The sequence below is a fragment of the Myxococcus sp. CA040A genome (assembly GCF_013336725.1).
Taxonomy (GTDB): domain Bacteria; phylum Myxococcota; class Myxococcia; order Myxococcales; family Myxococcaceae; genus Myxococcus; species Myxococcus llanfairpwllgwyngyllgogerychwyrndrobwllllantysiliogogogochensis.
Genome location: NZ_JABUMR010000007.1, coordinates 160,001 through 181,209, shown reverse-complemented (window position 1 = coordinate 181,209; position 21,209 = coordinate 160,001). Strand labels below are relative to the sequence as shown.

Below are 21,209 nucleotides of genomic sequence, written 5' to 3'. Positions count from 1 at the left end.
TGTGGGTGCCGGCTGCTCGGCCCCCGGCGGGAGGCCCGGGCGCTCACGGGAAGGCGTGCACTGGCCGTGCGCGCCATTAGACTGCGTCTCATGAGCTCCCGCGAGGAGGCGCGCACCCCAGGTGCGGCCGCCGGTCACGTCTCCGTCGTTCACCTGCCGAATGCCTGGTTCATCCTCTGTGCGTCGCGAGAGCTGGGCGACAAGCCGCTGGCGCGCACGCTTCAGGGCACGCCGCTCGTCCTGTTCCGGGGCGAGGGCGGCAAGCCTGGCGCGTTGATGGACCGCTGCCCTCACCGCAACGTGCCCCTGTCGCTGGGGCGGGTGAAGGAGGGGCAGCTCCAGTGCGGCTATCACGGCTGGCGCTTCGACACGGGAGGGCAGTGCCGAGCCATTCCTGGCTTCCTCGGCGAGCCCGAGGCCCGTACTCGCTGCGCGACGTCCTATGCGACGCGTGAGCAGGATGGCTTCGTCTGGGTGTACTCCACGCCGGGCGTTGAGCCGACGACCGAGCCGTTCCGCTTCCCGCTGTTGGACGCGCGCGAGTACACCACGGTGAGGCGCGTGCTGCGCGCGCCGGGCTCGCTGCATGCGACGCTGGAGAACACGCTCGACGTGCCACACACGGCCTACCTGCACGGGGGCCTGTTCCGCACGGAGGAGAAACGCAACGAGATTGACGTGGTGGTGCGCCGGAGCGCGGACCGGGTGGAGGCCGAGTACATCGGTGAGCCTCGTCCCAGTGGAGTCGTGGGTCGGCTGTTGGCTCCGGGTGGCGGCGTGGTGCAGCACTTCGACCGCTTCCTGATGCCGTCCATCGCGCAGGTGGAGTACCGCATCGGCGAGGGCAGCCACATCATCGTGACCTCGGCGATGACGCCCGTGGCGGACTGGGACACGCTGGTCTACGCGGTGGTGACGTTCCGACTGCCGCTGCCGCGCTGGCTGCTGCGCGCGGTGCTGCCGGTAGCCATGCCCGTGGCGCTCCACATCTTCAGCCAGGACGCGCGCATCCTCCGGACGCAGACGGAGAGCATCCGCCGCTTCGGCACGGAGACGTATGCGTCCACCGAGATTGACGTGCTCGGGCCCGGCATCCTCCGATTGCTGCGCGCCGCCGAGCGCGAGAAGCCCGGCGCGGTCGGTGATGCCGTGCATGAGACCCGACTGAAGATGCGGACTTGAGGCTGGGCGTCAGCGGGAGGCTTGGCGCGGTGCACGAGCCTCGGCTGAGGATGCGGACCTGTGCGACTGCCTGTCGCCAACCGTGAGAAGCCCGGTACGATCCGCGACGCCGTGCATGGGACGCGACTGAAGCTGCGGAAGTGCGTGGCTTCATGCGGGCCAGGCCCGAACTCGCGGCCAGGCTCAAGTGTGTCGTCAGTCTGATAGGCGCTTTGGTGCGAGGGTTCGCCCAGCCAGTACGAGCCTCGAACTGGGCGAACCACTGTCGTTGCTCAGCCCTGCCCGAGTCCCGCCGGTGACGCGGGCAGCGCCTTGGGTGGCGCATTCACGTCGATGCCGTCCTGGCGCAGTTCCTCCGTGTTCGCCGCCACCGCCAGCGTACCGGGCGGGTTGTCGTACCAACCCGGGTCTCCATCGCCGGCCAGCCGCTCGCGCACCTTGAGCACGGTGAACATGCCTCCCATGGTGATGACGTCGTGCTTGCCCCGCGCTCCGCTCATGGGGATGGAGTTTGCGGGCACCGGCATGCCCATCTCCGCCATGTCGCCCATGCCCGTCTGCCCCATGGTCATGTAGCCCGGCAGCAACGTGCGCACCTTCGCGTCGAGCCCACCCGGCTTCACGCCGATGAGGTTGGGCAGGTCATGGCCCATCTGGTTCATCAGGTGGTGTGTCATGTGGCAGTGCATGGCCCAGTCGCCGGGCGCATCGGCCACGAACTCGACGGTGCGCGTGCTGCCCACCGGGACGAGCACCGTGGTCTCCGGCCACTGCGCGGACTCGGGGATGCGTCCCGCGTCCGTCTCCGTGATTCGGAAGTGGTAGCCGTGCAGGTGGATGGGGTGATGGTCCATCGCGCTCAGGTTGCCCAGGCGGATGCGCACCCGCTCGCCCTGTCGCACCACCAGCGGCTCCGTGCCGGGGAATGCCTTCGCGTTGAACGTGAGCAGGTTGAAGTCCGTCATCTCGTTCGGGTCCGGCCGGCTCGCACCCGGGTCCACGCGCCACTCGTGCAGCATGAGCGCGAAGTCGCGGTCCACGCGCGGGCCCACGGGCCGACGCGGGTGCATGATGAACAACCCCACCATGCCGAGCGCCATCTGCGTCATCTCGTCATGGTGCGAGTGATACATGCCCGTGCCGGACTGGCGGATGGTGAACTCGTAGCGGAACGTCTCGCCCGGGGCGATGGACTTCTGGTTGAGCCCACCCACGCCGTCCATGCCGTTGGGCAACAGCAGGCCATGCCAGTGCACGGTGGTGGGCGCGGGCAGTCGGTTGGTGACGTAGAAGCGGACGCGGTCGCCTTCCACGACTTCGATGGTGGGCCCGTGCACCTGGCCGTTGTAGCCCCAGCAGTGGACCTTCAGCCCGGGAGCCAGCTCGTGTTCGACCTCCTCGGCCACCATGTGGAAGACCTTCACTCCGTCCACGACCTTCCACGGCAGCTTCGAGCCGTTTGGCACGATGACGGGGCGATAGTCACGGTTCGGCATTCCCGGAGCCAGCCAGTCCCGCCGGCCCGCGCGCGGAGCGGGAGGACGTGGCGCGACTTGCGCCTGCGCGACACCACCGCGGAGCAGCAACGCGCCACCCGCGAGCGTGGCGCCGGCCGTCGCCAGCATGCCTCGTCGGGTCATCGCGCCCGGAGCGGTCGTCGTCTCCGTCGTGTCCTCCGCATCCTGCGCGCGGAGAGAGGAATCAGGGGAGAGGGGATTCATGGAGTCGCTCCGTGGCCGTGTGCGGGGGGATGGCCGTTTCCAGAAGGGGGTTCAGTGGGAGGCGAGGACTCAGGAGGGGTCGCCTCCGGCGGACGCTCGGATGCCGGGGGCCTGGCGTCGCTCGGTGCTCCCTGCCGCGAGGCCGTGCCGGGCAGACTGCCGCCGACGAGTTGCTCCAGCTCCGCGCGGGCCATCCAATAGTCGCGGACGGTCTCGATGAAGGTGCGGTACGCCTCGACCTGGGACTGCTTCGCGTCGAGCAACGCATACAGGCCAATCTGCATCGCGTTGTATTGGAGCTGGGACTGCTCGACGACCTTCTCGCGCAGGGGCAGGACGACGCGCTGGTAGCGCTCGGTGACGCCTCGGAGCGTGAGCAGGCGGGCCCTCGCGGCGCGAACCTCCGAGCGCGCGTTGATGGACAGCTCCGCGAGGCGACGCTCGCCCTGGCGATGCTGTGCCTCCAGCCGGGCGATGAGTGCCTGTCGCTGGTCGAAGATGGGCAGCTCCAGCGTGAGCGTGGGCCCGAAGAGTCGCGGACCATTCGCGTCCCGGTGCGTGTGGAGACCCACGTCGACGCGGCCGAAGAAGCGCGTGCTGCGCGCCAGCTCCAGCGCGTTCCACAGGAGCTCGGACTGCTTGCGCGCGGCGTCGATGTCGAGCCGCTGCCGGATGGCGAGCGACTCCAGCCGCTCCAACGACGCCTCCTCCGGGGGCGGTGCCGGGAGCTTCTCGGAGATGGCCCACTGGGTGCGCGGCCCCCACAGGCCCAAGAGGCGGTTGAGCCGCTCCCGGTCTTCCACCAGGGTCAGCTCCTCGCGCGCCAGCTCCAGGCGGGCCTCCTCGGAGGCGGCCTGCTCGGTGACCAGCTCCAGGTCGGTGATGTTGCCCGCGCCGTGTTGGAGCGTGGCCAGCTCGGCGGCGGCCTCGGTGGCCTGGAGGACCATGCGGCGCAGCTCCACGAGCTGCTGCCGCGCCTGGACCTCGCTGAACAGCTTGCGCACCTCCGCGGCGGTGGAGAGCGCTTCGTGCGCGACGCGCAGGGTGTCCGCCATGAACTGCTCCTGGGCCACGCGCTTGCGCAGCGGCAGGGTGAACAGCTCCACGAAACCCTGCACCAGCGAGAACTCCGTCTCGCTGACACCGTCGTTGGAGAGCGGGAAGCCGATGCTCGCGTCGAACGTCGGGTTGCTGAGCAGGCCCGCCTGCACCATGTCGGCCTGGGAGATGCCCAGGTCTTCATAGGTGGATTGCAGGGCGGGGTTGTTGAGGAGAGCCACCTCCACGGCGTGGTCGGAGGTGAGGTCGCCCTTCAACAGTCCGTCGAGGTGCCGCGACACCTCCGCGTCCTCGGGCGTGCCCTGGTTCCACCGCGTCTTGCGGCCGATGCGCTCCTCGACGAGCGTGGCGACCTCCGCGTGGCCTTTCTCTTTCTGGATGGAAGCGCAGCCGCCCGCGAACAGCAGCGCGCAGGCGAGGGTGAGCAGTCTCACGGATGGGCTCCGTGTCCCTCATGACCGGGCGCGGGCTCCTTGGCCGGCGCGGTGTCGTCGGGCTTCACGGGCGTCAGCTTCATGCCGCACTTGGGGCAGGTGCCGCCCGGCTTGTCGGACTGGACCTCGGGGTGCATCGGGCAGGCGTAGATGGTGGTGCCCGCGTCCTCCTTGGCGGGTTTGGGCGCGTCGGAGTGCTGCGGTCGGGAAGGTGGCGTCGCGGCGAGCGCGGTGGGCAGCGAGGCGAGCGGGGACTCGGGCGCATCGGGGCTCGACGGGTCCACGGCGGGAGCGAGCCTCTTGGGCTCGGAAGCACAGGCGGCGAGCGTGATGAGGCTCGCGAGGACACAGAGGAAGGAACGCATGGAAGACCTCGAAGTGGCGCGACGCGGCGGCGCCAGGAATCGCTGCGGTGTTGAGCAAGCTCCAGGCCACGAGGACCGGAGACACAACTCCGCGGACTGACGACGCACGAGAGGCCAGGGAACGCAGGTCCGCGCGGTCCCGGTGTAACCGGGGTCATCACACTGTGATGGCCGCAACCGTGCCTGGTTGTTCACCGGCGCACTTCATGCGGCGCGCGCTCCCGGGGAACAGGCGGGACACCTGCCCGTTTCAAACACGAAGCGCGGGGAGCGTCCCGAAAGGACCCTCGACCCGCGCTTCACCACACCTGCTTCACCGCGTCAGCTCAGGAGATGCCCTTGCGCAGCCGCGACCAGTCGAAGTTGGGGGCCGGGTCGTTCTTGCGGCCCTTGGGCACCGCCACGTCCGCGTGGCCGACGATGTTCTTCATCGGCACGTCGTACTTCTCCTTCAGGTGGCTGGTCAGCTGGGTGAGCGCCTTGTACTGCGCCTCCGTGAAGGGCGTCTTGCCGCTGCCGTCGTTGACGATTTCGATGCCGATGGAGCGCGCGTTGACGTCCGTGGGAACGCCATGCAGCTCGCTCTTGCCCGCGTGCCACGCGCGCTTGTCGTCACCCACGAGCTGATAAATCTTCCCGTCGCGGTCCACCATGTAGTGCGCGGACACGCCGCTCTTCGGGTTGCGCATCCACGACAGGTCCGCCTTGCCGTCGTTGGACGCGGTGTGGTGCATGACGATGGTGTCGATGTCCGCGCCGTTGCGGCTGTCGGAGTTGGGCGAGGGCGCGCTGATGACCGCCGGCTTGGTGCCCGGCGTCGTGGGCGTCGTCGGAGTCGTGGGCGTGCCCGCCAGCGCCTTCTTCAGCGCCGCCTGCGTCTGCTCGCCGTAGTAGCCGGTGGTGGGCAGCTTCTTGTCGCCCTGGAACTTCTTCACCGCCGCTTCGGTCTGCGCTCCGAAAGTCCCCGGGCCCGTGTTCACCTGGGCCTTGGTCAGGTAGCCCAGCTTCAACAGCGCGTCCTGGAGCTGCTTCACCTTCGGGCCTGAGTCACCCTTGCGAAGTCCCGCCGGAGGCGCGGTGACGGTCGTCGCCGCCGCTGAAGCCTTGGTGGAGGTGGTACGGGTCGCGGTGGCGGAAGGAAGGCGAACGCTCATGAGAGGCCCCGACGTGTGGAATAGGGGAAAAACACGGGATTGTCGGTGTTCCGGGCCGAAAGTTGCCGGTCCAAGGCCCGGAACACCTTCCCTGTCTCTCAGGACACAGTTGACCTGCGATCGGCCACACGCCGGCTGATGCGCTCTCTCACGCCATGAACAAATGCGTAGAAAGTGGGAAGAACCAGCAGGGTGAAGAGGGTCGAGGTCACCAGTCCGCCCACCATGACGACGGCCAGGGGCCGCTCGATTTCCGTCCCGTGCAGGGGCAGCACGAGCAGGGGAAGCAGGCCGAGGATGGCGGTGGCGGCGGTCATCAGCTTGGGGCGGACGCGACCGAGGCTCGCCTGACGGATGGCCTCGTCGAAGGGCATGCCGCGCGAGAGCAGGTCCTTGGTCTGTGAGACCAGCACGAGGCCGTTCTGTACCGCGATGCCGAACAGGCCGATGAGGCCCACGAGGCTGGAGACGTTCCACGTCTCGCCGGCGATGAGCAGCGCGAGGATGCCGCCGACGAAGGCATCCGGGAGCGTGGCGAGGATGACGAGCGCCTCCGCCACCGAGTCCAGCGCGAGGTACAGCAGGATGAACACCGCGAGGACGGCGACGGCGATGGCCATGGCCAGCGACTGCGCGGCGCGCTGCTGACTCTCCACTCGTCCACCCACGTCGAGGAAGTATCCGGTGGGGAGCTTCAGCTCCGCGGCCAGCCGCTCGCGCACCTCGGCCGCGGTGCTGCCCAAATCCCTGCCGGACACGCTGGCCTCCACCGCGAGCCGACGGCTGCCGGCCTCGCGCCGCACGCTGCCCGCGCCGAAGGTCTCCTCGATGGTGGCGAGCTGACTCAGGGGGATGCGAGTGCCGTCATGTCCGTCCACCAGGAGGTTGCGCAGCGCCTGGAGGTCTCCCCGCTTGTGGTCCGCCAGCCGCAGCACCAGGTCGTGCCGCCGCTGACCCTTCCACACCTGGGAGGACTCCTCGCCCACCAGGCCCACGCGCACCGCGCGGATGACGTCGCCGGGCGTCAGCCCCACCCGCGCCACCGCGGCGCGATTCACGGTGATGCGAAGCTGCGGCAGCCCGCTGAGCTTCTCGACGCGCAGGTCCTCCACGCCGTCCACCTTCGCGAGGATGGCGCGGGCCCGCTCTCCCAACGTGGCGAGTGTCTCCAGCTCCGGCCCGAAGATGCGCACGGACAGGTCCGCGGGGCTGCCGCCCAGGCCCTCGTCGATGCGCATGCCCAGCGGCGTGGTGAACAGCGTGGTGACGCCGGGCACCCGCGCCACGGCGACGCGCAGGTCCGCCTCCAGCTTCTCCAGATTTCTTCCCCGGTCCTTCTTGAGCACGACGAGCACGTCCGACACCGTGTGAGGCATCGGGTCCTCCGTGCGCTCGGCGCGGCCGGTGCGCCGCACGACGTCCTCCACCTCCGGGAAGCCGAGCAGCACGTCCTCCACCAGATGGTTGAGCCGGTCCACCTCCTCCAGTGACGCCTCGGGCGGCAGCACCGTCTGGAGGAGGAAGGCGCCTTCATCCAGTCGAGGCATGAAGTCGCTGCCCACCGCGAAGGCGAGCCCCAGCGCCGGCACGGTGATGGCGAGCGCCACCAGTCGCACCAGTCCCGCCCTGCGCATGCACGTGTCCAGCATGGGCGCGTACACCGTCTTGATTTTGCGGATGAGCCACACGTCCTCGGGTTGTCCCGGACGCGGGGCCTTGAGCAGCAGCGAGGAGGCCACCGGCACCAGGGTGAGCGCGAGCGCCAGCGACGCGGCGAGGCACGCCACCACGGCGGCGGCGAGGGGTTGGTACATGCGCCCCTCGATGCCCGTCATGGCGAACAACGGGATGAAGACGGACACGACGATGAGGGTGGCGAAGGCGATGGGACGCCCCACCTCCAGCGACGCGGACAGCGCTTCCTCTCGCACGGACTTGCGCCCCGCGCCTTCGCGCAGGTCATGGATGATGTTCTCGGTGACGATGATGGCCGCGTCCACTAGCAGACCCACGGCGATGGCCAGGCCGCCCAGCGTCATGGTGTTGATGCCGATGCCGGCGAGCTTCAGGAGGATTCCCGCCAGCGCCAGCGACAGGGGCAGGGTGAGGGTGACGATGAGCGCGGCGCGCCAGTCCCCCAGCAGCGCGAACAGCACCAGCACCACCAGCAGCGCGCCCAGGAGGATGGCTCGGCTGACACCCCCCAGCGCCTCGTCCACCAGCACCGACTGGTCATAGACGACGCGCAGCTGCACGCCCTTGGGCATCGACTGCTCCAGCTCCTTGATGGCCTCACGGACGCCCGCCGCCACCCGCTGCGTGTCCGCGCCGAACTGCTTGATGACGCGGCAGCTCACCACCTCGCCCTTGAGGCGGTGCGCGATTCCCCGGCGCAGCGCGGGGCCCTCGCGCACGTCGGCCACGTCCGCCAGCAACACGGGCGTGCCCGCGCGCAGCGCCACCACCGTGCTGTTCAGGTCCTCCACCGTCTGCGCGCGTCCAATCGCTCGCACCGTCCACTCCATGGGGCCCTGCACCACGAAGCCGCCGGACGCGTTGAGGTTGGCGCCCTCCAGCGCGTGCTCCACCTCGTTGAGGCTGATGCCGCGCGCCACCATCTGGTCGGGGTCCAGCAGCACCTGGAACTGCCGCAGGTAGCCGCCCAGCCGCTCCACGCCCGCGACGCCGGGCACGGCGAGCAGCCGGTTCTTCACCTCGAACTCGGCCAAATCCCTCAGCGCCATGAGGTCCGCCGCGCCGGGCTCCGCTTCGAGGGTGAACTCGAAGACTTCATTGAGCCGGCCGGTGAGGCTGGAGACGAGGGGCGCGTCCGTGCCGGGGGGCAATTCTCCCTGGGCCTGGGCCACGCGCTCGGCGACGTACTGTCGGCTGCGGAAGTAGTCCGCGTCCGGCTCGAACTCCACCGTGACCTGGGTGACGCCCAGTTGCGAGGTGGAGCGGATGCGGCGCACGTCGGGCAGGCCCGCGAGTGCCACCTCCATGGGAATGGCCACCGCCGTCTCCAGCTCCTCCGCGCCCATGGCGGCGTTCTGGACGATGACGTTGAAGATGGGCGCCGACAGGTCCGGGAAGACGTCGCGGCGAAGCCCATGCAGCGCCACCGCGCCGAAGGCGGACAACGCCAGGGCCAGCACGACGGTGAGGCCGGGCCGCGCGAAGGACGTGCGCAGCACGCGCCCCACCAGGGACGACGTGGGCTCAGTGGCCATGTTCGGCACCTCCGCCGGCGGACTTCTCGACCTCCGCCTTGAGGAGGAAGGCGCCGTCCACCACCACCTGCTCACCGACCTTCAGGCCGGAGAGCACCTCCACGTGGTCTCCCAGCGTGCGGCCTCGTCCCACCTCGCGCCGCTCGAAGGAGCCGCGCTCTCCGGTGGGCAGGAAGGCGACCCAGCCATTCTCCAGGCGCTGGAGCGAAGCGGCCGGCACGGTGGTGATGGTTCCATCCGGACTGCCAAGCGGAATGGATGCGGTGGCGGACATGCCCGGCTTGAGCAGGCCCTCGCGGTTCTCCAGCACCAGCCTCACGGGGATGGTGCGCGAGGAGGCGTCCACGCGCTGCCCCACGTGGCCCACCTTCGCGGTGTGCTCCTTGCCTGGGAAGGCGGCGAAGGTGACGCGCGCCTCGGCGCCCTTCTGGATGCGCACCGCGTCGCGCTCGAAGGCGTGGACGATGAGCCACAGCGAGCCCAAATCACCGATGCGGAAGAGGGGATGTTCGGCGTCCGCCATCTGTCCCATTCTCGCGTCACGCTCGATGACGGTGCCCTGGATGGGCGAGCGCAGGATGAAGCCCGGCGTGCCCGCGCCCTGACGAAGGTCCCCTTCGCTCGCGCCCAGCGCCGCCAATTCCGCGAGGGCCGCGGCGACCTCCGCATCGGCGCCCGCGGCGTCCACGTCCGCGGCCTGCACGTCCTTCTGCGCGACGATGCGCTCGGCGGCGAGCGCGCGCTTGCGCTCTGCGGTCTGTCTGGCGGAGGCGGCGCGGGCCTTCGCGGACTGGAGGGCGGCGCGGGCCTTGCCCAGCTCGGGGCTGCGCAGCTCGGCCAGCTTCTCGCCTTCCTTCACCTCCTGGCCCGTGGTGACGAAGACGGTGCCCACCCGGGCGGAGATGGGGGAAGCCACCTCCGCGTAGGCGTCCTCGCTGAACATCAGCTCGCCCAGTGCGGTGACGCTCTCTCCTCCGGGACGCGCCGACGCGGGCGCGGTGGTGACGCGCAAGTCGCGGAGCATCTCCGGCGCGATGTGGACGTGGGACTCATCGTGTCCCTCGTCATGTCCCTTGGGTTCGGCGCCTTCTTCGTGCGCGTGGTCGTCTTCATGCTCGGGCTTGTCGGACTTGCAGGCGGACAGCACGAAGAGGGCGGACAGGAGGAAATGGGAGGGCTTCATGGCAGGGCTCCTGTCTCGACGGCGAGCTGCACGCGGGCGAGCGCGGCCTGGAGGTGACTGTCGAGCAGCGCCACGCGCGTCTCGAGCGTTTCACGGCGGACAAGGAGGAACCCCGCGAGGTCCATCTCCCCGGCTTCGTAGGACTTGCGGGCGAGCGACTCGTTCTCGTCCAGCAGCGGCAGGGCATCGCGCGTCAGCACCTCCAGCGCTTGCTGGCGCCGGGTGTCGCGGATGCGGGCGGCTTCCACCTGGACATCGCGCGTGCGGCGCGCGGCCTCCAGCAGGGTGCGGAGCCGTCGCACGCGGGCCTCTCCCGTCACCTTCTCTTCCTGACCTCGGGAGAACACGGGCAAGGGCACGCTGAGGGTGCCGAGCCACGCGGACTCGTCCACCTCCTTCTCGTAGCGCACGCCCACGCTCACGTCCGGCAGCGCCTGGCTGCGTCCCAGTCGAAGCTCCGCCTCGGCCTGGGCGAGCGCCGACTCCAGGGCGCGGATGTCCGCGCGCTCGGAGGGACCCGTGGGCTTCGCTACCGGGAGCGAGGAGAGTTCCTTGAGCGCGCCGCTCACCGCGAGCGGCTCCTGGAGGGGCAACCCGAGCTGCGCGCGCAGCTCGCTCACGAGCGCCTCCTCCTCGCCCTCGGCCACGACCACGGCCGCATGGGCCCGGGCCTGCGCCACGCGCGCCACGTTGACGTCCACCACGGGCACGTCACCCGCCTCGAAGCGCTTGCTCGCGGAGCTGGCCAGGTTTCGCGCGGCCTCCTCCGTCTCGTGCATCAGCCGCGAGAACTCGCGGGCGTAGAGGGCGCGCAGGAACGACGCGGCCACTTCACCGAGCACGCGTCGCTCGGCGTCCTGCTGCTCGGCGCCCTCGCGGGCGAGCCCCGCGCGAGCGGACTCCCGACGCGCGCCCTGCTTGCCACCCAGCTCGAAGGGCTGCGCCAGCCCGAGTGAGAGTTGGAGGCCCCGGGTGCCGTCGTCGAGCCTGCGCGGGCCCACCTCGGCGCTCAGGGTCGGGTTGTCACGCAGCCAGGGCGCGGAGCCCGCGACGGCCCCCTGTGCCTCCGCGACGCGGCCCGCTGCATCCAACAGGGAAGGAGCGCGCTGGCGGGCGAGGGCCAGCGCGTCTTGGAAGGACAACTCGGAAGGTGAAGCGGTGCTGGCGCAGGGCCAGACCAGGGCGGCGGCGAGCCCGAGGGCCGCCGTCGCGGAAGGATTGAGCACGGAAGAAGACCTCGCGAAAGGGAAGCGAGCGTCAGGCGCGAGGTGTCCCGGTACCGCCGTGGACGCACCTCACCTGGAATCGCTCGCGCGAAGAGACGGACACTGCCTCAGGCGAGGAGGGCTTTGGGGACGTGGAGGATGTCGTCCAGGTCCGCGGAGGCGGGCGCATCCTCATCCTGAAGGACGAGACGCGGCCGAGGTGCTTCCAGGAGCAACGAGGGAGGGGAGACGGGCGCGGCGATGGAGCGCACATGGCCGCAGCAGGTGCAGTCCGCGCAGTCCGGCGCGCACTGACCGCTCGCATCGTCATCCGGGCAACGTTGCGCGCACACGGTATCCGTCACGTCGGCGATGACCTTCCACAGGCCACCTTCCGTCGGGGCGAACAGCAACAGGCTGAGGCACAGCCAGATGCGTGTGAGCACGAGTCGGCTTCTAGCATGACCCCGGACGGTGCGCACGCGGATGCATGCTCAGCGTGAACCAGGCATCGGAAGAGGGCGTGCCTGCTCGCCCGTGAGGGCCGGCGGAGTGTTGTCGCGCCGGCCCTTTGCGTGAGTGTGCGTCAGGCCACGACGCGCGGCGGCGCGGGCCGGTGCTGAATCAGCTCGGTGGAGAAGTAGCGCTCCATCCGGTCCGGGAACACCGTCACCACCTGCGCGCCGGGACCCAGTCGCTTCGAGGCCTCCACCGCCGCCACGTAGTTGAGGCCGGAGGAGGGGCCCACCGGGAAGCCCCGGCGGATGAGGGCGCGCGCGGTGCACATGGCCTCTTCGTCCGACACGTCCAGCTCCACGCGCCCCGGCATGTCCGAGTCGCGGTACAGCTTGGACATGCCGTCCACGACACCGGGCACGCGCGGACTGAAGCTGCAACACTCGATGTCGCAGCCCAGCCCCGCGATGGGACGCGCGATGAAGGCCGTCACCGGACAGCCCGCTTCCGCGAACGCCTGGTACAGGCCCACCACCGTGCCGCCCGTGCCCACGCCGCTCACCACGCCATGCACCAGGCCGCCCGGAATCTGGGAGAGGATCTCCTGCCCCGTCCACACGCGGTGTGCCTCGGCGTTGTCCGGGTTCTCGAACTGGCGGGGCGCGAAGGCCTTGCGCTCCCGGGCAATCTGCTCCGCCTTGGCGATGGCGCCACGCACGCCCTCCGCTCTCGGCACCAGCACCACGTCGCCGCCGTAGGCGCGGATGGTGAGCACACGCTCGTCGGTGACACCCTCGGGCATCACCGCGGTGAAGCGCACGCCCATCTGCGCGCTCGCCAGCGCGAGCGCGATGCTCGTCGAGCCGCTGGACGCCTCCACCACCTCGCCGCCGGGCTGCAACTCGCCCATGCGCCAGGCCTTCTCCAACATGTAGCGCGCGATGCGGTCCTTCGTGGAGCCACTGGGGTTGAGAAACTCCAGCTTGCACCAGATGGTGGGGCCCTCCGGGTCCAGTCGGACGGGGACAAGGGGCGTGGGAGCGATGGCCTGAAGAAAGCGGCCATCCGCGGGCAGCGGGCGACAGGGAGGACGCATGATGTCCTCCCTATCGCGAATCGACCCGGCCCGTTAGCGTCCTGAGCGTCTTCCCGACGGACGGGGATTCCATGGGCTGTCCGCCCGGCCTGTCAGGAAGCACCCGTGGGCGGCGATGGATGTGGCGCGACCGGAGTCCGGCGGGTACGAAGGAGTACCTCTGCCCCGCACGTCATGAGTCCTCCATCTCCGGTCATCCTCAACGTCAATGATGATGAGGCCAGTCGCTACGTCACCAGCCGCGTGCTGGGGCTCGCGGGCTTCCAGGTGGTGGACGCGGGCTCAGGCAGCGAGGCCCTGGCCCTCGCGGATGAGCACACCGACCTGGCCATCCTGGACGTCCGGTTGCCGGACATCAGCGGACTGGAGGTCTGCCGGCGCCTGAAGCAGGCCCCTCGCACCCGGGGCATGCTCGTCCTGCACCTGTCCGCACAGGCGGTGGGGCCGGGCGACCGGGCGCACGGCCTGGAGCACGGCGCGGACGGCTATCTGGTGGCCCCGGTGGACCCCGAGGAGCTGGTCGCCCAGGTGCACGCCCTGCTGCGCCTGCGCCGCGCCGAGCGCGAGGTGCACGCGCTGTCGCGGGAAGTGGAGCGCCAGCGTCGACTGCTGGACATGGCCATGGCCTCCGCCGCGGACCCCATCGCGCTGTTCGACGCGTCGGGACGTCTGCTGTTCGCCAACCAGGCGGCGCATGCGGCGCGAGGCAGCCACGAGGTCCTCGTCTCGGGTGAGTCGCTGAGCGCGCGGGAGGAGAAGGACCCGTCGCTCGCGCCCTTCATCCGGTTGATGGAGGTGGCGCTGAGCACCGGACAGGTCCAGCGCGGCGCAATCACGCTGTCGACGGACCAGGGGCCCCGTCACTTCGACTACACGCTGTCACCCACGCTGGATGGTGACGGCCAGGTGGCCGCGTTGATGGCCACGTCGCGGGACGTCACCGAGGAGCGCAGCGAAGAGGAGTTCCGCGAGCAGTTCATCGGGATGCTCGGGCATGACCTGCGCAATCCCCTCAATGCGCTGTCCATGTCCGCGCAGCAGCTCAAGCGCAAGGGCAACCTGGACGAGCGCCAGTCCTCGCTCACCGAGCGCATCCTCACCAGCGCGGACCGCATGGACCGGATGATTCGCCAGCTCCTGGACTTCGCGCGCTCGCGCCTGGGGGGCGGTGTCCCGGTGGTGGCCTCGGACTGCGACGTCTTCGACGTGGCGCGTCGCACGTTGGAGGAGATGCGCGCCAGTCACCCCGGGCGGATGCTGGTGTTGGAGGTGGTGGGGGACGGGCGCGGCGCGTGGGATTTGGACCGGCTGGAGCAGGCGTTCAGCAACCTGCTGGCGAATGCGCTGAAGTACAGCCCCGTGGACAGTCCCGTGCGGATGTGGGGCCAGGCGAGTGCGCGGGAAGTGGTGCTGCGCGTGCACAATGGCGGACCACCGATTCCTTCGGAGGAGCTTCCACACATCTTCGCCGCATGGCGTCGAGGCTCGCGAGCCGTCCAGCACGAGGCGGCGGCGTCCTCGGGGCTGGGGTTGGGGCTCTACATCACCCGGCAGATTCTGCTCGCCCATGGCGGCGAGGTGACAGTGGAGTCCAGTGCGTCGGGTGGGACGACCTTCACGGTGCGGCTGCCCCGGTGATGATGACCAGCTGACGTTTGAGATGCGGAATGGCTCGCCGTTGCGGGGGGCCATTGCCACTTATCCGTCATGTCGCCCGAGAAGCTCATCTTCGCGCAGTCCGTGGAAGCCCTCTTCGTGAGGGCCCTGGGCCCCTATCTGACGCGGGAGGGGCGCCAGCGCCTGAAGGGCGTGGGCCTGGATTTGTCGGAGCGGCTGCGGCCGGCCTACTCGCTGGAGCAGTGGCGAGGCTTCCTGCGGGTGGCCGTGCAGGACATCTTCCCGTCGCTGCCGGCGAAGGAGGCCTGGCTGGCGTTGGGTGCGCGCTATCTCCAGGGCTTCCGGCAGACGCCGGTGGGGCGGGCCAGCCTGTCGCTCGTCACCCGCCTGGGGCCGATGAGGACCCTGGAGCGGGTGCCCTACAACGTGAGGGCCGGCAACAACTTCAACGAGGTGCGAGTGGAGGAGTCCGGCGAGGGCGCCGCCACGCTGTGGATGAAAGACGTGGCGGCGGACAACCCGTACTTCTCCGCGGGCTTCCTGGCGGAGTCGCTGCGCGTCGCGGGCGCCGGGCACGTGGAGGTGGAGCCCATCGCCTTCGACGGCACGGCGGCGACGTACCGCATCGTCTGGAACAGGACCGCGGCGGCTCCCGTGGGGGAGGCCGCGCCCGCGCCGGGGGCGTAAGGCCCTCCGCGCTCACTTCATGAGGAGGGCCCGCAGGTGCTCCCGTTCATTCTCCACCGACGCGATGGTCCACGCGCGCTGGAGTGAGGGAAGGGGCCACAGGTCCATGCGCTGGGGCTGGGTCACGCGTGCGAGCTTGAAGGCATGGCGCTGTGCCGCGCCGACTTCTTCCCGTCGCTTCGGGTCGTTGAGCATCTCCACGCCCTGAATCACCATGCGCAGGCCTACCAGATACTCCACGAGCGTGGTCTCTTCGACGATGCGCTCGCCAATGGAGGACAGCACGTGGCCCAGTCGCTCAAGGTCCGCGGCTGGGAGTGTGTCCGAGACGAGTGCTCGCTGGGTGAGGCGGTAGGGACCGGTGAGCGCCAGCTCTCCCACGAAGGCTGAGAAGGCACTGGCTTGAGGGCGGGAGACCTTCGCCAGCGTCAGGAGCCGCATGGCCTCGGTGTACATCGAGAGGGTGGAGACGGTCCGGTAGTCAGGGAGGTCGGCGATGCGCTCCAGCTCGGCGAGCTCTTCTGGAGTGAAGGGCGCTTTCGGGTCGGTGTCCCCCAGCAGCACGAGCAACCGGAGTTGAATCTCCTGGGGCGATGTTGCGGCGAGTTGTTGAAGGCGGGGCTTGAGCGTGGTGCGCGCCTTCGCGAGCGCCTCGGGATGTTGGGGGGCCGCGGTCAGGAAGTGCTCGAAGGCGGCGCGCAGGAGGACGGGGTCCTTCACCTTGTCGAGGTGCGTGGCGAGCCACTCCAGGTCAGGGCTGCCGAGCATGTTTCCCGAGAGCGCGAGGATGAGGCGGACGTCCGCTGCTTCGGTGCGTTCCCAGGCGGCGTCGAACTCAGGCTTGCCATCGCTGGATGAGGTGGGTGGTTCCAGCAAGAAGCGGCTCTCCGCGAAGAGGGGGCGCTCTGCCTGGGCCCACGCGTGAAGGAAGGACTCACGCCAATCGAACTTCGGTTGACGGGTGCGTTGCTCCACCAGGGACGAGAGGATGACGACCTCCGGCTCCTTCGCGGCGACCGCGCGAAGCCGCTTCAGGGTCTGCTCCGCCTTGGGCAACGCGCCCTGCTCCAGGAAGACGCATGTCTGGACGAAGAGGGCGCTCGCGTCTTGGGGCGCTTCCTTGAGCGCTACCGTGAGTTCCTTCTGGGCTTCCGCGCCATTGCCGGACCGGGCGTACTCGGAAGCGCGTTGGATGCGCGCGACGAGCGGTTCCGACCCGGCCGTCTCCGGAGGGGCCGCTCCGAGGCTGAGGGCCGCGATGATGAGCCAGGGGACGATGGGTGTACGCATGTCCCCAGCCTAACGGCGCGGTCGCCTGCTCTGGGAGTACCCGAGCGGAGCGTGTGGGCGAGGCCGTTCCCCACGCCGCGTGCGCGTTGACGCCCGCCTGTACCTGTGTTCAGGCTCCGGGTGGAGAGGTGCGCATGCCCCCGCAGATCAGTCTCGACTTCGCCGCCGAGTGCGCGGCGCACCCGGCACTGGCGAGTTTCCACCCGGTGGTCCGCCGCTGGTTCGCCGAACGACTGGGCGAGCCCACGCGTCCCCAGGTGGAGGGCTGGCCGCTCATCCAGGCCGGGCATGACGTGCTCATCGCCGCGCCCACGGGCAGCGGCAAGACGCTCACCGCGTTCCTCGCCGCGCTCGACTCGCTGTTCCGGCTCGCGCTGGAGCGGAACCTGGAAGACCGCACGCAGGTGCTCTACGTCTCGCCCTTGAAGGCGCTGGGCAACGACGTGCAGAAGAACCTGCTCCAGCCGCTGGAGGAGCTGCTCACGCGAGCCCGCGCGGAGGGCTACACGCCGGGCGAGCTGCGCGTGCAGGTGCGCAGCGGTGACACGTCCGCGTCCGAGCGCGCGCAGATGGTGCGCCGTCCTCCGCACATCCTCATCACCACGCCGGAGTCGCTCTACCTCTACCTCACCGCCGAGCGAGCCCGCGCCACGCTGCGCGGCGTGCGCACCGTCATCGTCGACGAGATTCACGCGCTCGCGCGCGACAAGCGGGGCAGTCACTTCACGCTGTCCATGGAGCGACTCAAGGCGCTCACGGAGATGCGCCCGCAGCTCATCGGCTTGTCCGCGACGCAGAAGCCGCTGGATGCGATTGCCGGCTTCCTCACCGGCGCGTCCCACCGCGAGTGCCGCAAGGTGGAGGTGGGCCATCTGCGCCCGTGGGACTTGAAGCTGGAGATTCCCGACGCGGAGCTGTCCTCGCTGGCGAGCCACGAGATGTGGGGCCAGGTCTACGACCGGCTGGTGGCGCTGGCGGGTGAACACCGCACCACGCTCATCTTCGTCAACACGCGGAAGATGGCGGAGCGCGTGGCCCATGATTTGGGCGAGCGATTGGGCGAAGGTCTGGTGGCGGCCCACCACGGCAGCATGTCGCGGGAAATCCGGCTGGCGGCGGAGGAGAAGCTCAAGGACGGCCGGCTGCGCGTCATGGTGGCCACCGCGTCGCTGGAGCTCGGTATCGACGTGGGCAACGTGGACCTCGTCGTCCAGTTGGGCACCACGAAGGCCATCTCCGTGCTGCTCCAGCGCGTGGGCCGCGCGGGCCACCACAAGGCGGCCATCTCCAAGGGCATCGTGTTCGCGATGACGCGCGACGAGTTGATGGAGTGCGCCGCGCTTCTCAACGCCGTGCGCGAGGGTGACCTGGACGCGGTGATCATCCCGCAGAAGCCGCTGGACGTGCTCGCGCAGCAGGTGGTGGCCGCGTGCGCGTGCGAGGAGTGGGACGAGCGCGCCCTCTTCAGCCTCTTCCAGCGCGCGTACCCATACCGCGAGCTGACGTGGGAGGAGTACCAGGGAGTACTGGAGGTGCTGTCGGAGGGCATCGCCGACCGGCGTGGACGCGCGGGCATCCACCTGCACAGAGACCGCGTGAATCAGCGCCTCAAGGGCCGGCGCGGCGTGCGCATCACCGCGCTCACCAACGGCGGAGCCATCCCGGACACCTTCACCTTCAGCGTCACCGCCGAGCCGGAGGGCAAGGTGGTGGGAACGCTGGATGAGGACTTCGCGGTGGAGTCCTCGCCCGGAGACGTCTTCCTCCTGGGCAGCACCGCCTGGAGAATCCAGCGGGTGATGGGCAGCACGGTGATGGTGGAGGATGCACGCGGCGCGGCGCCCAACGTGCCCTTCTGGCGCGGTGAGGCCCCAGGACGCACGGACGAGCTGTCGCTCCAGGTCGGCCGGCTGCGCGACGAACTCCTCAACCGCGACGATGCGGCCAGCTTCCTGGAGAAGGAGCTGCGCATGCCGCCGCCCGCGGTGGATGCGCTGTTGGGCTACCTGCGGCTGGGCAAGAAGATGCTGGACGCGGTGCCCAGCAATCAGCTCGTGGTGGCCGAGCGCTTCTTCGACGAAGCGGGTGGCATGCAGCTCGTCATCCACGCGCCCTTCGGCAGTCGCATCAACCGGGCCTGGGGAATGGCGCTGCGCAAGCGCTTCTGCCGCTCGTTCGACTTCGAGCTCCAGGCGGCGGCGACGGAGGACGGCATCCTCCTGTCGCTGGGCGAGCAGCACTCCTTTCCGCTGGCGGACATCTTCGACTTCCTTCACCCGGACCAGGTGGAAGAGGTGCTGGTGCAGGCGGTGCTCCAGTCGCCGCTGTTCGGCACGCGCTTCCGCTGGGTGGCCACTCGGGCCCTGGCGCTCAACCGGATGATGGGGGGCAAGCGCGTGGCGCCCAACCTCCAGCGCGCGCGCAGCGAGGACCTGCTGGCCGCCGTCTTCCCGGCGCAGGTGGGCTGTCAGGACAACCACGGTGGCGGCGACGTCGAGCTGCCGGACCATCCGCTGGTGAAGCAGACAATGGACGACTGTCTGCACGAGGCCATGGATGTGGAGGGCCTGCGTGAGGTGCTCCGTCGCATGAAGGACGGCCGCATCCGCCTGGAGGCGCGCGACGTACCGGAGCCGAGCGTCTTCGCGCACGCGATGATTCACAGCCAGCCGTACACGTTCCTGGATGACGCCCCGGCGGAGGAGCGCCGCGTGCGCAACGTGGCCCTGCGCCGCGCGCTGCCGGCCGAGGACGCGGCGGCCTTCGGAGCGCTGGACGCGACGGCCATCGCCACGGTGGTGGAGGACGCCGCGCCGCCAATGCGCGACGAGGACGAGCTGCACGACATGCTCCTCCAGTGGGTGCTGGTGCGGGACGCGGAGGTGCCGAAGGGACTGGCGACGCCGCTGTTCGAGCAGGGCCGGGTGGCGTGGTTGGACCTGCCCGCCGGACGTTTCCTCGTCGCGGCGGAGCGGGGCAGCGCGGTGCGAGCGCTGTTCCCCGACGGGGTGACGCAGCCGCCGTTGCCGGTGCTGGCGCATGACCGGCCGGTGGAGCGCGGGGCCGCGGTGCTCCAGGTGGTGCGCGGGCGGATGGAGAACGTGGGCCCCACCACGGTGGCGGAGCTGTCTCGCCTCTGCGTGCTGAGCGAGGACGAGGTCAACGCGGCGATGCATCAGCTGGAGATGCAGGGCACCGTGCTGCGGGGCCGCTTCCGTCCGCTGGAGACACCGCTCGCGCCGGGAGAGACGCCGCCGCTGGAGTGGTGCGACCGCCGTCTGCTCCAGCGCATCCACCGGATGACGGTGGGGCGGCTGCGCCGGGAAATCGAGCCGCTGAGCGGACGCGACTTCATGCGCTTCCTCTTCCGGTGGCACCACATGGAGGACGTGGACGCGCTGCGCGGCTCCACGGGACTCATGAAGGCGGTGCGGTTGCTCCAGGGGTACGAGGCGCCTGCCTCCGCGTGGGAGCGCTTCCTGTTGCCCGCGCGCATGCGGGGCTACACGCCGGACATGCTGGAGCGCGCCTGCTACGCGGGTGAGGTGGCCTGGGGCCGGCTGACGATGAAGGACCAGCCGAAGCCCGTGCCGGGGCCTCGTCGCGGCGCGCCCGTGACGCCGCCGGAGCCGGAAGTTCCAGCACCCACGCGCTCGCGAGCCTCGCCCACTCGCAACGCGCCGCTGACCTTCACGCTGCGCGAGGACCTGGAGTGGATGCTCGCGGCGGCGCGGCCTCACGCGGTGCTCGCGGATGGGGACGTGTGGACGCCGCCGGACCTCAGCGTGGCCGCCAAGGATGTGGTGGCGGTGTTGGAGCGCCGGGGCGCGTGCTTCTTCCAGGACCTGGTGTCCCGCGCGCGACGACTGCCCGCTGAAATCGAGGACGCGCTGTGGGAGTTGGTGGCGCGCGGCCTGGTGACGGCGGACGCGGTGCAGAACCTGCGCGTGCTCCAGAGCCCCGCGCATCGCAAGCGGCAGAAGCTGTTGCAGCGCGGTGGACCCGGACGCTGGAGCCTGCTGGCGCCCGCGGAGCCGAAGACGTCGGACGAGGTGATGGACTCGCTGGCGCGCCTGTTCCTCCAGCGCTACGGCATCGTCTGGCGAGACCTGGTGATGCGAGAGGCGCTGGCGCCCACGTGGCGTGAGTTGCTGTTCGTCTACCGACGCATGGAGGCGCGAGGCGAGGTGCGCGGTGGTCGCTTCGTCGCGGGCTTCGTTGGAGAACAGTTCGCGCTGCCGGAGGCGGTGGACATGGCGCGCGCGGTGCGACGGCAGCCTCCTTCCGGGGTGCGAGTGCAGCTCTCCGGCGTGGACCCGCTCAACCTCACGGGTGTGGTGACTCCAGGGCCGCGCGTGCCCGCGATGCCGGGCAACGTCGTCACCTACGTGGATGGCGTGCCGGGCGGCGTCGACGCGCTGGAGGACGATTCCGAGGAGAACGTTGGCGAGGACACGGAGAGCGGCGGCGGGGTGGCGCAGGCCAGCTGAGAATCCCCGTTCGTCTGGACACGCGGTGTTAGGGTCCCCC

Annotated in this window: 14 protein-coding genes; 4 read left to right on the top strand and 10 right to left on the bottom strand. The window is 70.0% G+C overall.

The features are described from left to right. The first annotated feature begins 90 nt into the window (after nucleotides 1-90). A complete protein-coding gene (locus HUA75_RS30795; protein WP_174488420.1) occupies nucleotides 91-1,182 on the top strand; it encodes an aromatic ring-hydroxylating dioxygenase subunit alpha in 1,092 nt (363 codons plus the stop codon). A 272-nt stretch (nucleotides 1,183-1,454) separates the two neighbouring features. Here the strand turns inward: HUA75_RS30795 and HUA75_RS30790 are convergent, their stop codons facing one another. From HUA75_RS30790 to HUA75_RS30750, 9 genes are all read right to left on the bottom strand, one after another. After that, entirely contained in the window at nucleotides 1,455-2,903 is a 1,449-nt protein-coding gene (locus tag HUA75_RS30790; protein ID WP_254627853.1) for a multicopper oxidase family protein, read from the bottom strand. After that, nucleotides 2,900-4,396 (bottom strand): TolC family protein, encoded by a 1,497-nt coding sequence (locus tag HUA75_RS30785; protein ID WP_174488419.1) that lies wholly within the window; start codon nucleotides 4,394-4,396, stop codon nucleotides 2,900-2,902. Before HUA75_RS30785 ends, HUA75_RS30790 begins: the two co-directional genes overlap by 4 nt. After that, nucleotides 4,393-4,761: a heavy metal-binding domain-containing protein gene (locus HUA75_RS30780; RefSeq protein WP_174488356.1), complete on the bottom strand. Its 369-nt coding sequence runs from the start codon at nucleotides 4,759-4,761 to the stop codon at nucleotides 4,393-4,395. The genes HUA75_RS30785 and HUA75_RS30780 overlap by 4 nt, the downstream gene beginning before the upstream one ends. A gap of 326 nt (nucleotides 4,762-5,087) precedes the next feature. After that, entirely contained in the window at nucleotides 5,088-5,915 is an 828-nt protein-coding gene (locus HUA75_RS30775) for an N-acetylmuramoyl-L-alanine amidase (RefSeq protein WP_174454517.1), read from the bottom strand. A gap of 98 nt (nucleotides 5,916-6,013) precedes the next feature. Beyond that, nucleotides 6,014-9,145 (bottom strand): efflux RND transporter permease subunit, encoded by a 3,132-nt coding sequence (locus tag HUA75_RS30770; protein WP_174488418.1) that lies wholly within the window; start codon nucleotides 9,143-9,145, stop codon nucleotides 6,014-6,016. Next, nucleotides 9,135-10,328, bottom strand: a complete 1,194-nt coding sequence (locus HUA75_RS30765; RefSeq protein WP_174488417.1) for an efflux RND transporter periplasmic adaptor subunit — start codon at nucleotides 10,326-10,328, stop codon at nucleotides 9,135-9,137. Before HUA75_RS30765 ends, HUA75_RS30770 begins: the two co-directional genes overlap by 11 nt. Next, nucleotides 10,325-11,554 carry a TolC family protein gene (locus HUA75_RS30760; RefSeq protein ID WP_174488416.1) on the bottom strand — a complete coding sequence of 410 codons (1,230 nt, stop codon included), beginning with the start codon at nucleotides 11,552-11,554 and terminating at the stop codon, nucleotides 10,325-10,327. The genes HUA75_RS30765 and HUA75_RS30760 overlap by 4 nt, the downstream gene beginning before the upstream one ends. A 107-nt stretch (nucleotides 11,555-11,661) precedes the next feature. Next, nucleotides 11,662-11,979, bottom strand: a complete 318-nt coding sequence (locus HUA75_RS30755) for a hypothetical protein (RefSeq protein ID WP_141641740.1) — start codon at nucleotides 11,977-11,979, stop codon at nucleotides 11,662-11,664. A gap of 140 nt (nucleotides 11,980-12,119) precedes the next feature. Beyond that, nucleotides 12,120-13,085, bottom strand: a complete 966-nt coding sequence (locus tag HUA75_RS30750) for a PLP-dependent cysteine synthase family protein (protein WP_174488415.1) — start codon at nucleotides 13,083-13,085, stop codon at nucleotides 12,120-12,122. 174 nt (nucleotides 13,086-13,259) lie between these two features. Between HUA75_RS30750 and HUA75_RS30745 the strand changes: the two genes are divergently transcribed. After that, nucleotides 13,260-14,723, top strand: a complete 1,464-nt coding sequence (locus HUA75_RS30745; RefSeq protein WP_141641742.1) for an ATP-binding protein — start codon at nucleotides 13,260-13,262, stop codon at nucleotides 14,721-14,723. Nucleotides 14,724-14,792: 69 nt separating this feature from the next. Continuing rightward, nucleotides 14,793-15,389 (top strand): DUF2378 family protein, encoded by a 597-nt coding sequence (locus HUA75_RS30740; protein ID WP_174454522.1) that lies wholly within the window; start codon nucleotides 14,793-14,795, stop codon nucleotides 15,387-15,389. A 12-nt stretch (nucleotides 15,390-15,401) separates the two neighbouring features. Here HUA75_RS30740 and HUA75_RS30735 read toward each other — a convergent pair whose 3' ends face one another. Then, entirely contained in the window at nucleotides 15,402-16,679 is a 1,278-nt protein-coding gene (locus HUA75_RS30735) for a M48 family metallopeptidase (RefSeq protein WP_174488414.1), read from the bottom strand. A 134-nt stretch (nucleotides 16,680-16,813) separates the two neighbouring features. Here HUA75_RS30735 and HUA75_RS30730 point away from each other — a divergent pair, with 134 nt between their 5' ends. Then, a complete protein-coding gene (locus tag HUA75_RS30730; protein WP_174488413.1) occupies nucleotides 16,814-21,169 on the top strand; it encodes a DEAD/DEAH box helicase in 4,356 nt (1,451 codons plus the stop codon). Nucleotides 21,170-21,209 lie beyond the last annotated feature (40 nt).

Coding starts and splice junctions, on each gene's coding strand:
- HUA75_RS30795 (WP_174488420.1), top strand. CDS start 91: ATGAGCTCCCGCGAGGAGGCGCGCACCCCAGGTGCGGCCGCCGGTCAC.
- HUA75_RS30790 (WP_254627853.1), bottom strand. CDS start 2,903: ATGAATCCCCTCTCCCCTGATTCCTCTCTCCGCGCGCAGGATGCGGAG.
- HUA75_RS30780 (WP_174488356.1), bottom strand. CDS start 4,761: ATGCGTTCCTTCCTCTGTGTCCTCGCGAGCCTCATCACGCTCGCCGCC.
- HUA75_RS30775 (WP_174454517.1), bottom strand. CDS start 5,915: ATGAGCGTTCGCCTTCCTTCCGCCACCGCGACCCGTACCACCTCCACC.
- HUA75_RS30770 (WP_174488418.1), bottom strand. CDS start 9,145: ATGGCCACTGAGCCCACGTCGTCCCTGGTGGGGCGCGTGCTGCGCACG.
- HUA75_RS30765 (WP_174488417.1), bottom strand. CDS start 10,328: ATGAAGCCCTCCCATTTCCTCCTGTCCGCCCTCTTCGTGCTGTCCGCC.
- HUA75_RS30750 (WP_174488415.1), bottom strand. CDS start 13,085: ATGCGTCCTCCCTGTCGCCCGCTGCCCGCGGATGGCCGCTTTCTTCAG.
- HUA75_RS30745 (WP_141641742.1), top strand. CDS start 13,260: ATGAGTCCTCCATCTCCGGTCATCCTCAACGTCAATGATGATGAGGCC.
- HUA75_RS30740 (WP_174454522.1), top strand. CDS start 14,793: ATGTCGCCCGAGAAGCTCATCTTCGCGCAGTCCGTGGAAGCCCTCTTC.
- HUA75_RS30735 (WP_174488414.1), bottom strand. CDS start 16,679: ATGCGTACACCCATCGTCCCCTGGCTCATCATCGCGGCCCTCAGCCTC.
- HUA75_RS30730 (WP_174488413.1), top strand. CDS start 16,814: ATGCCCCCGCAGATCAGTCTCGACTTCGCCGCCGAGTGCGCGGCGCAC.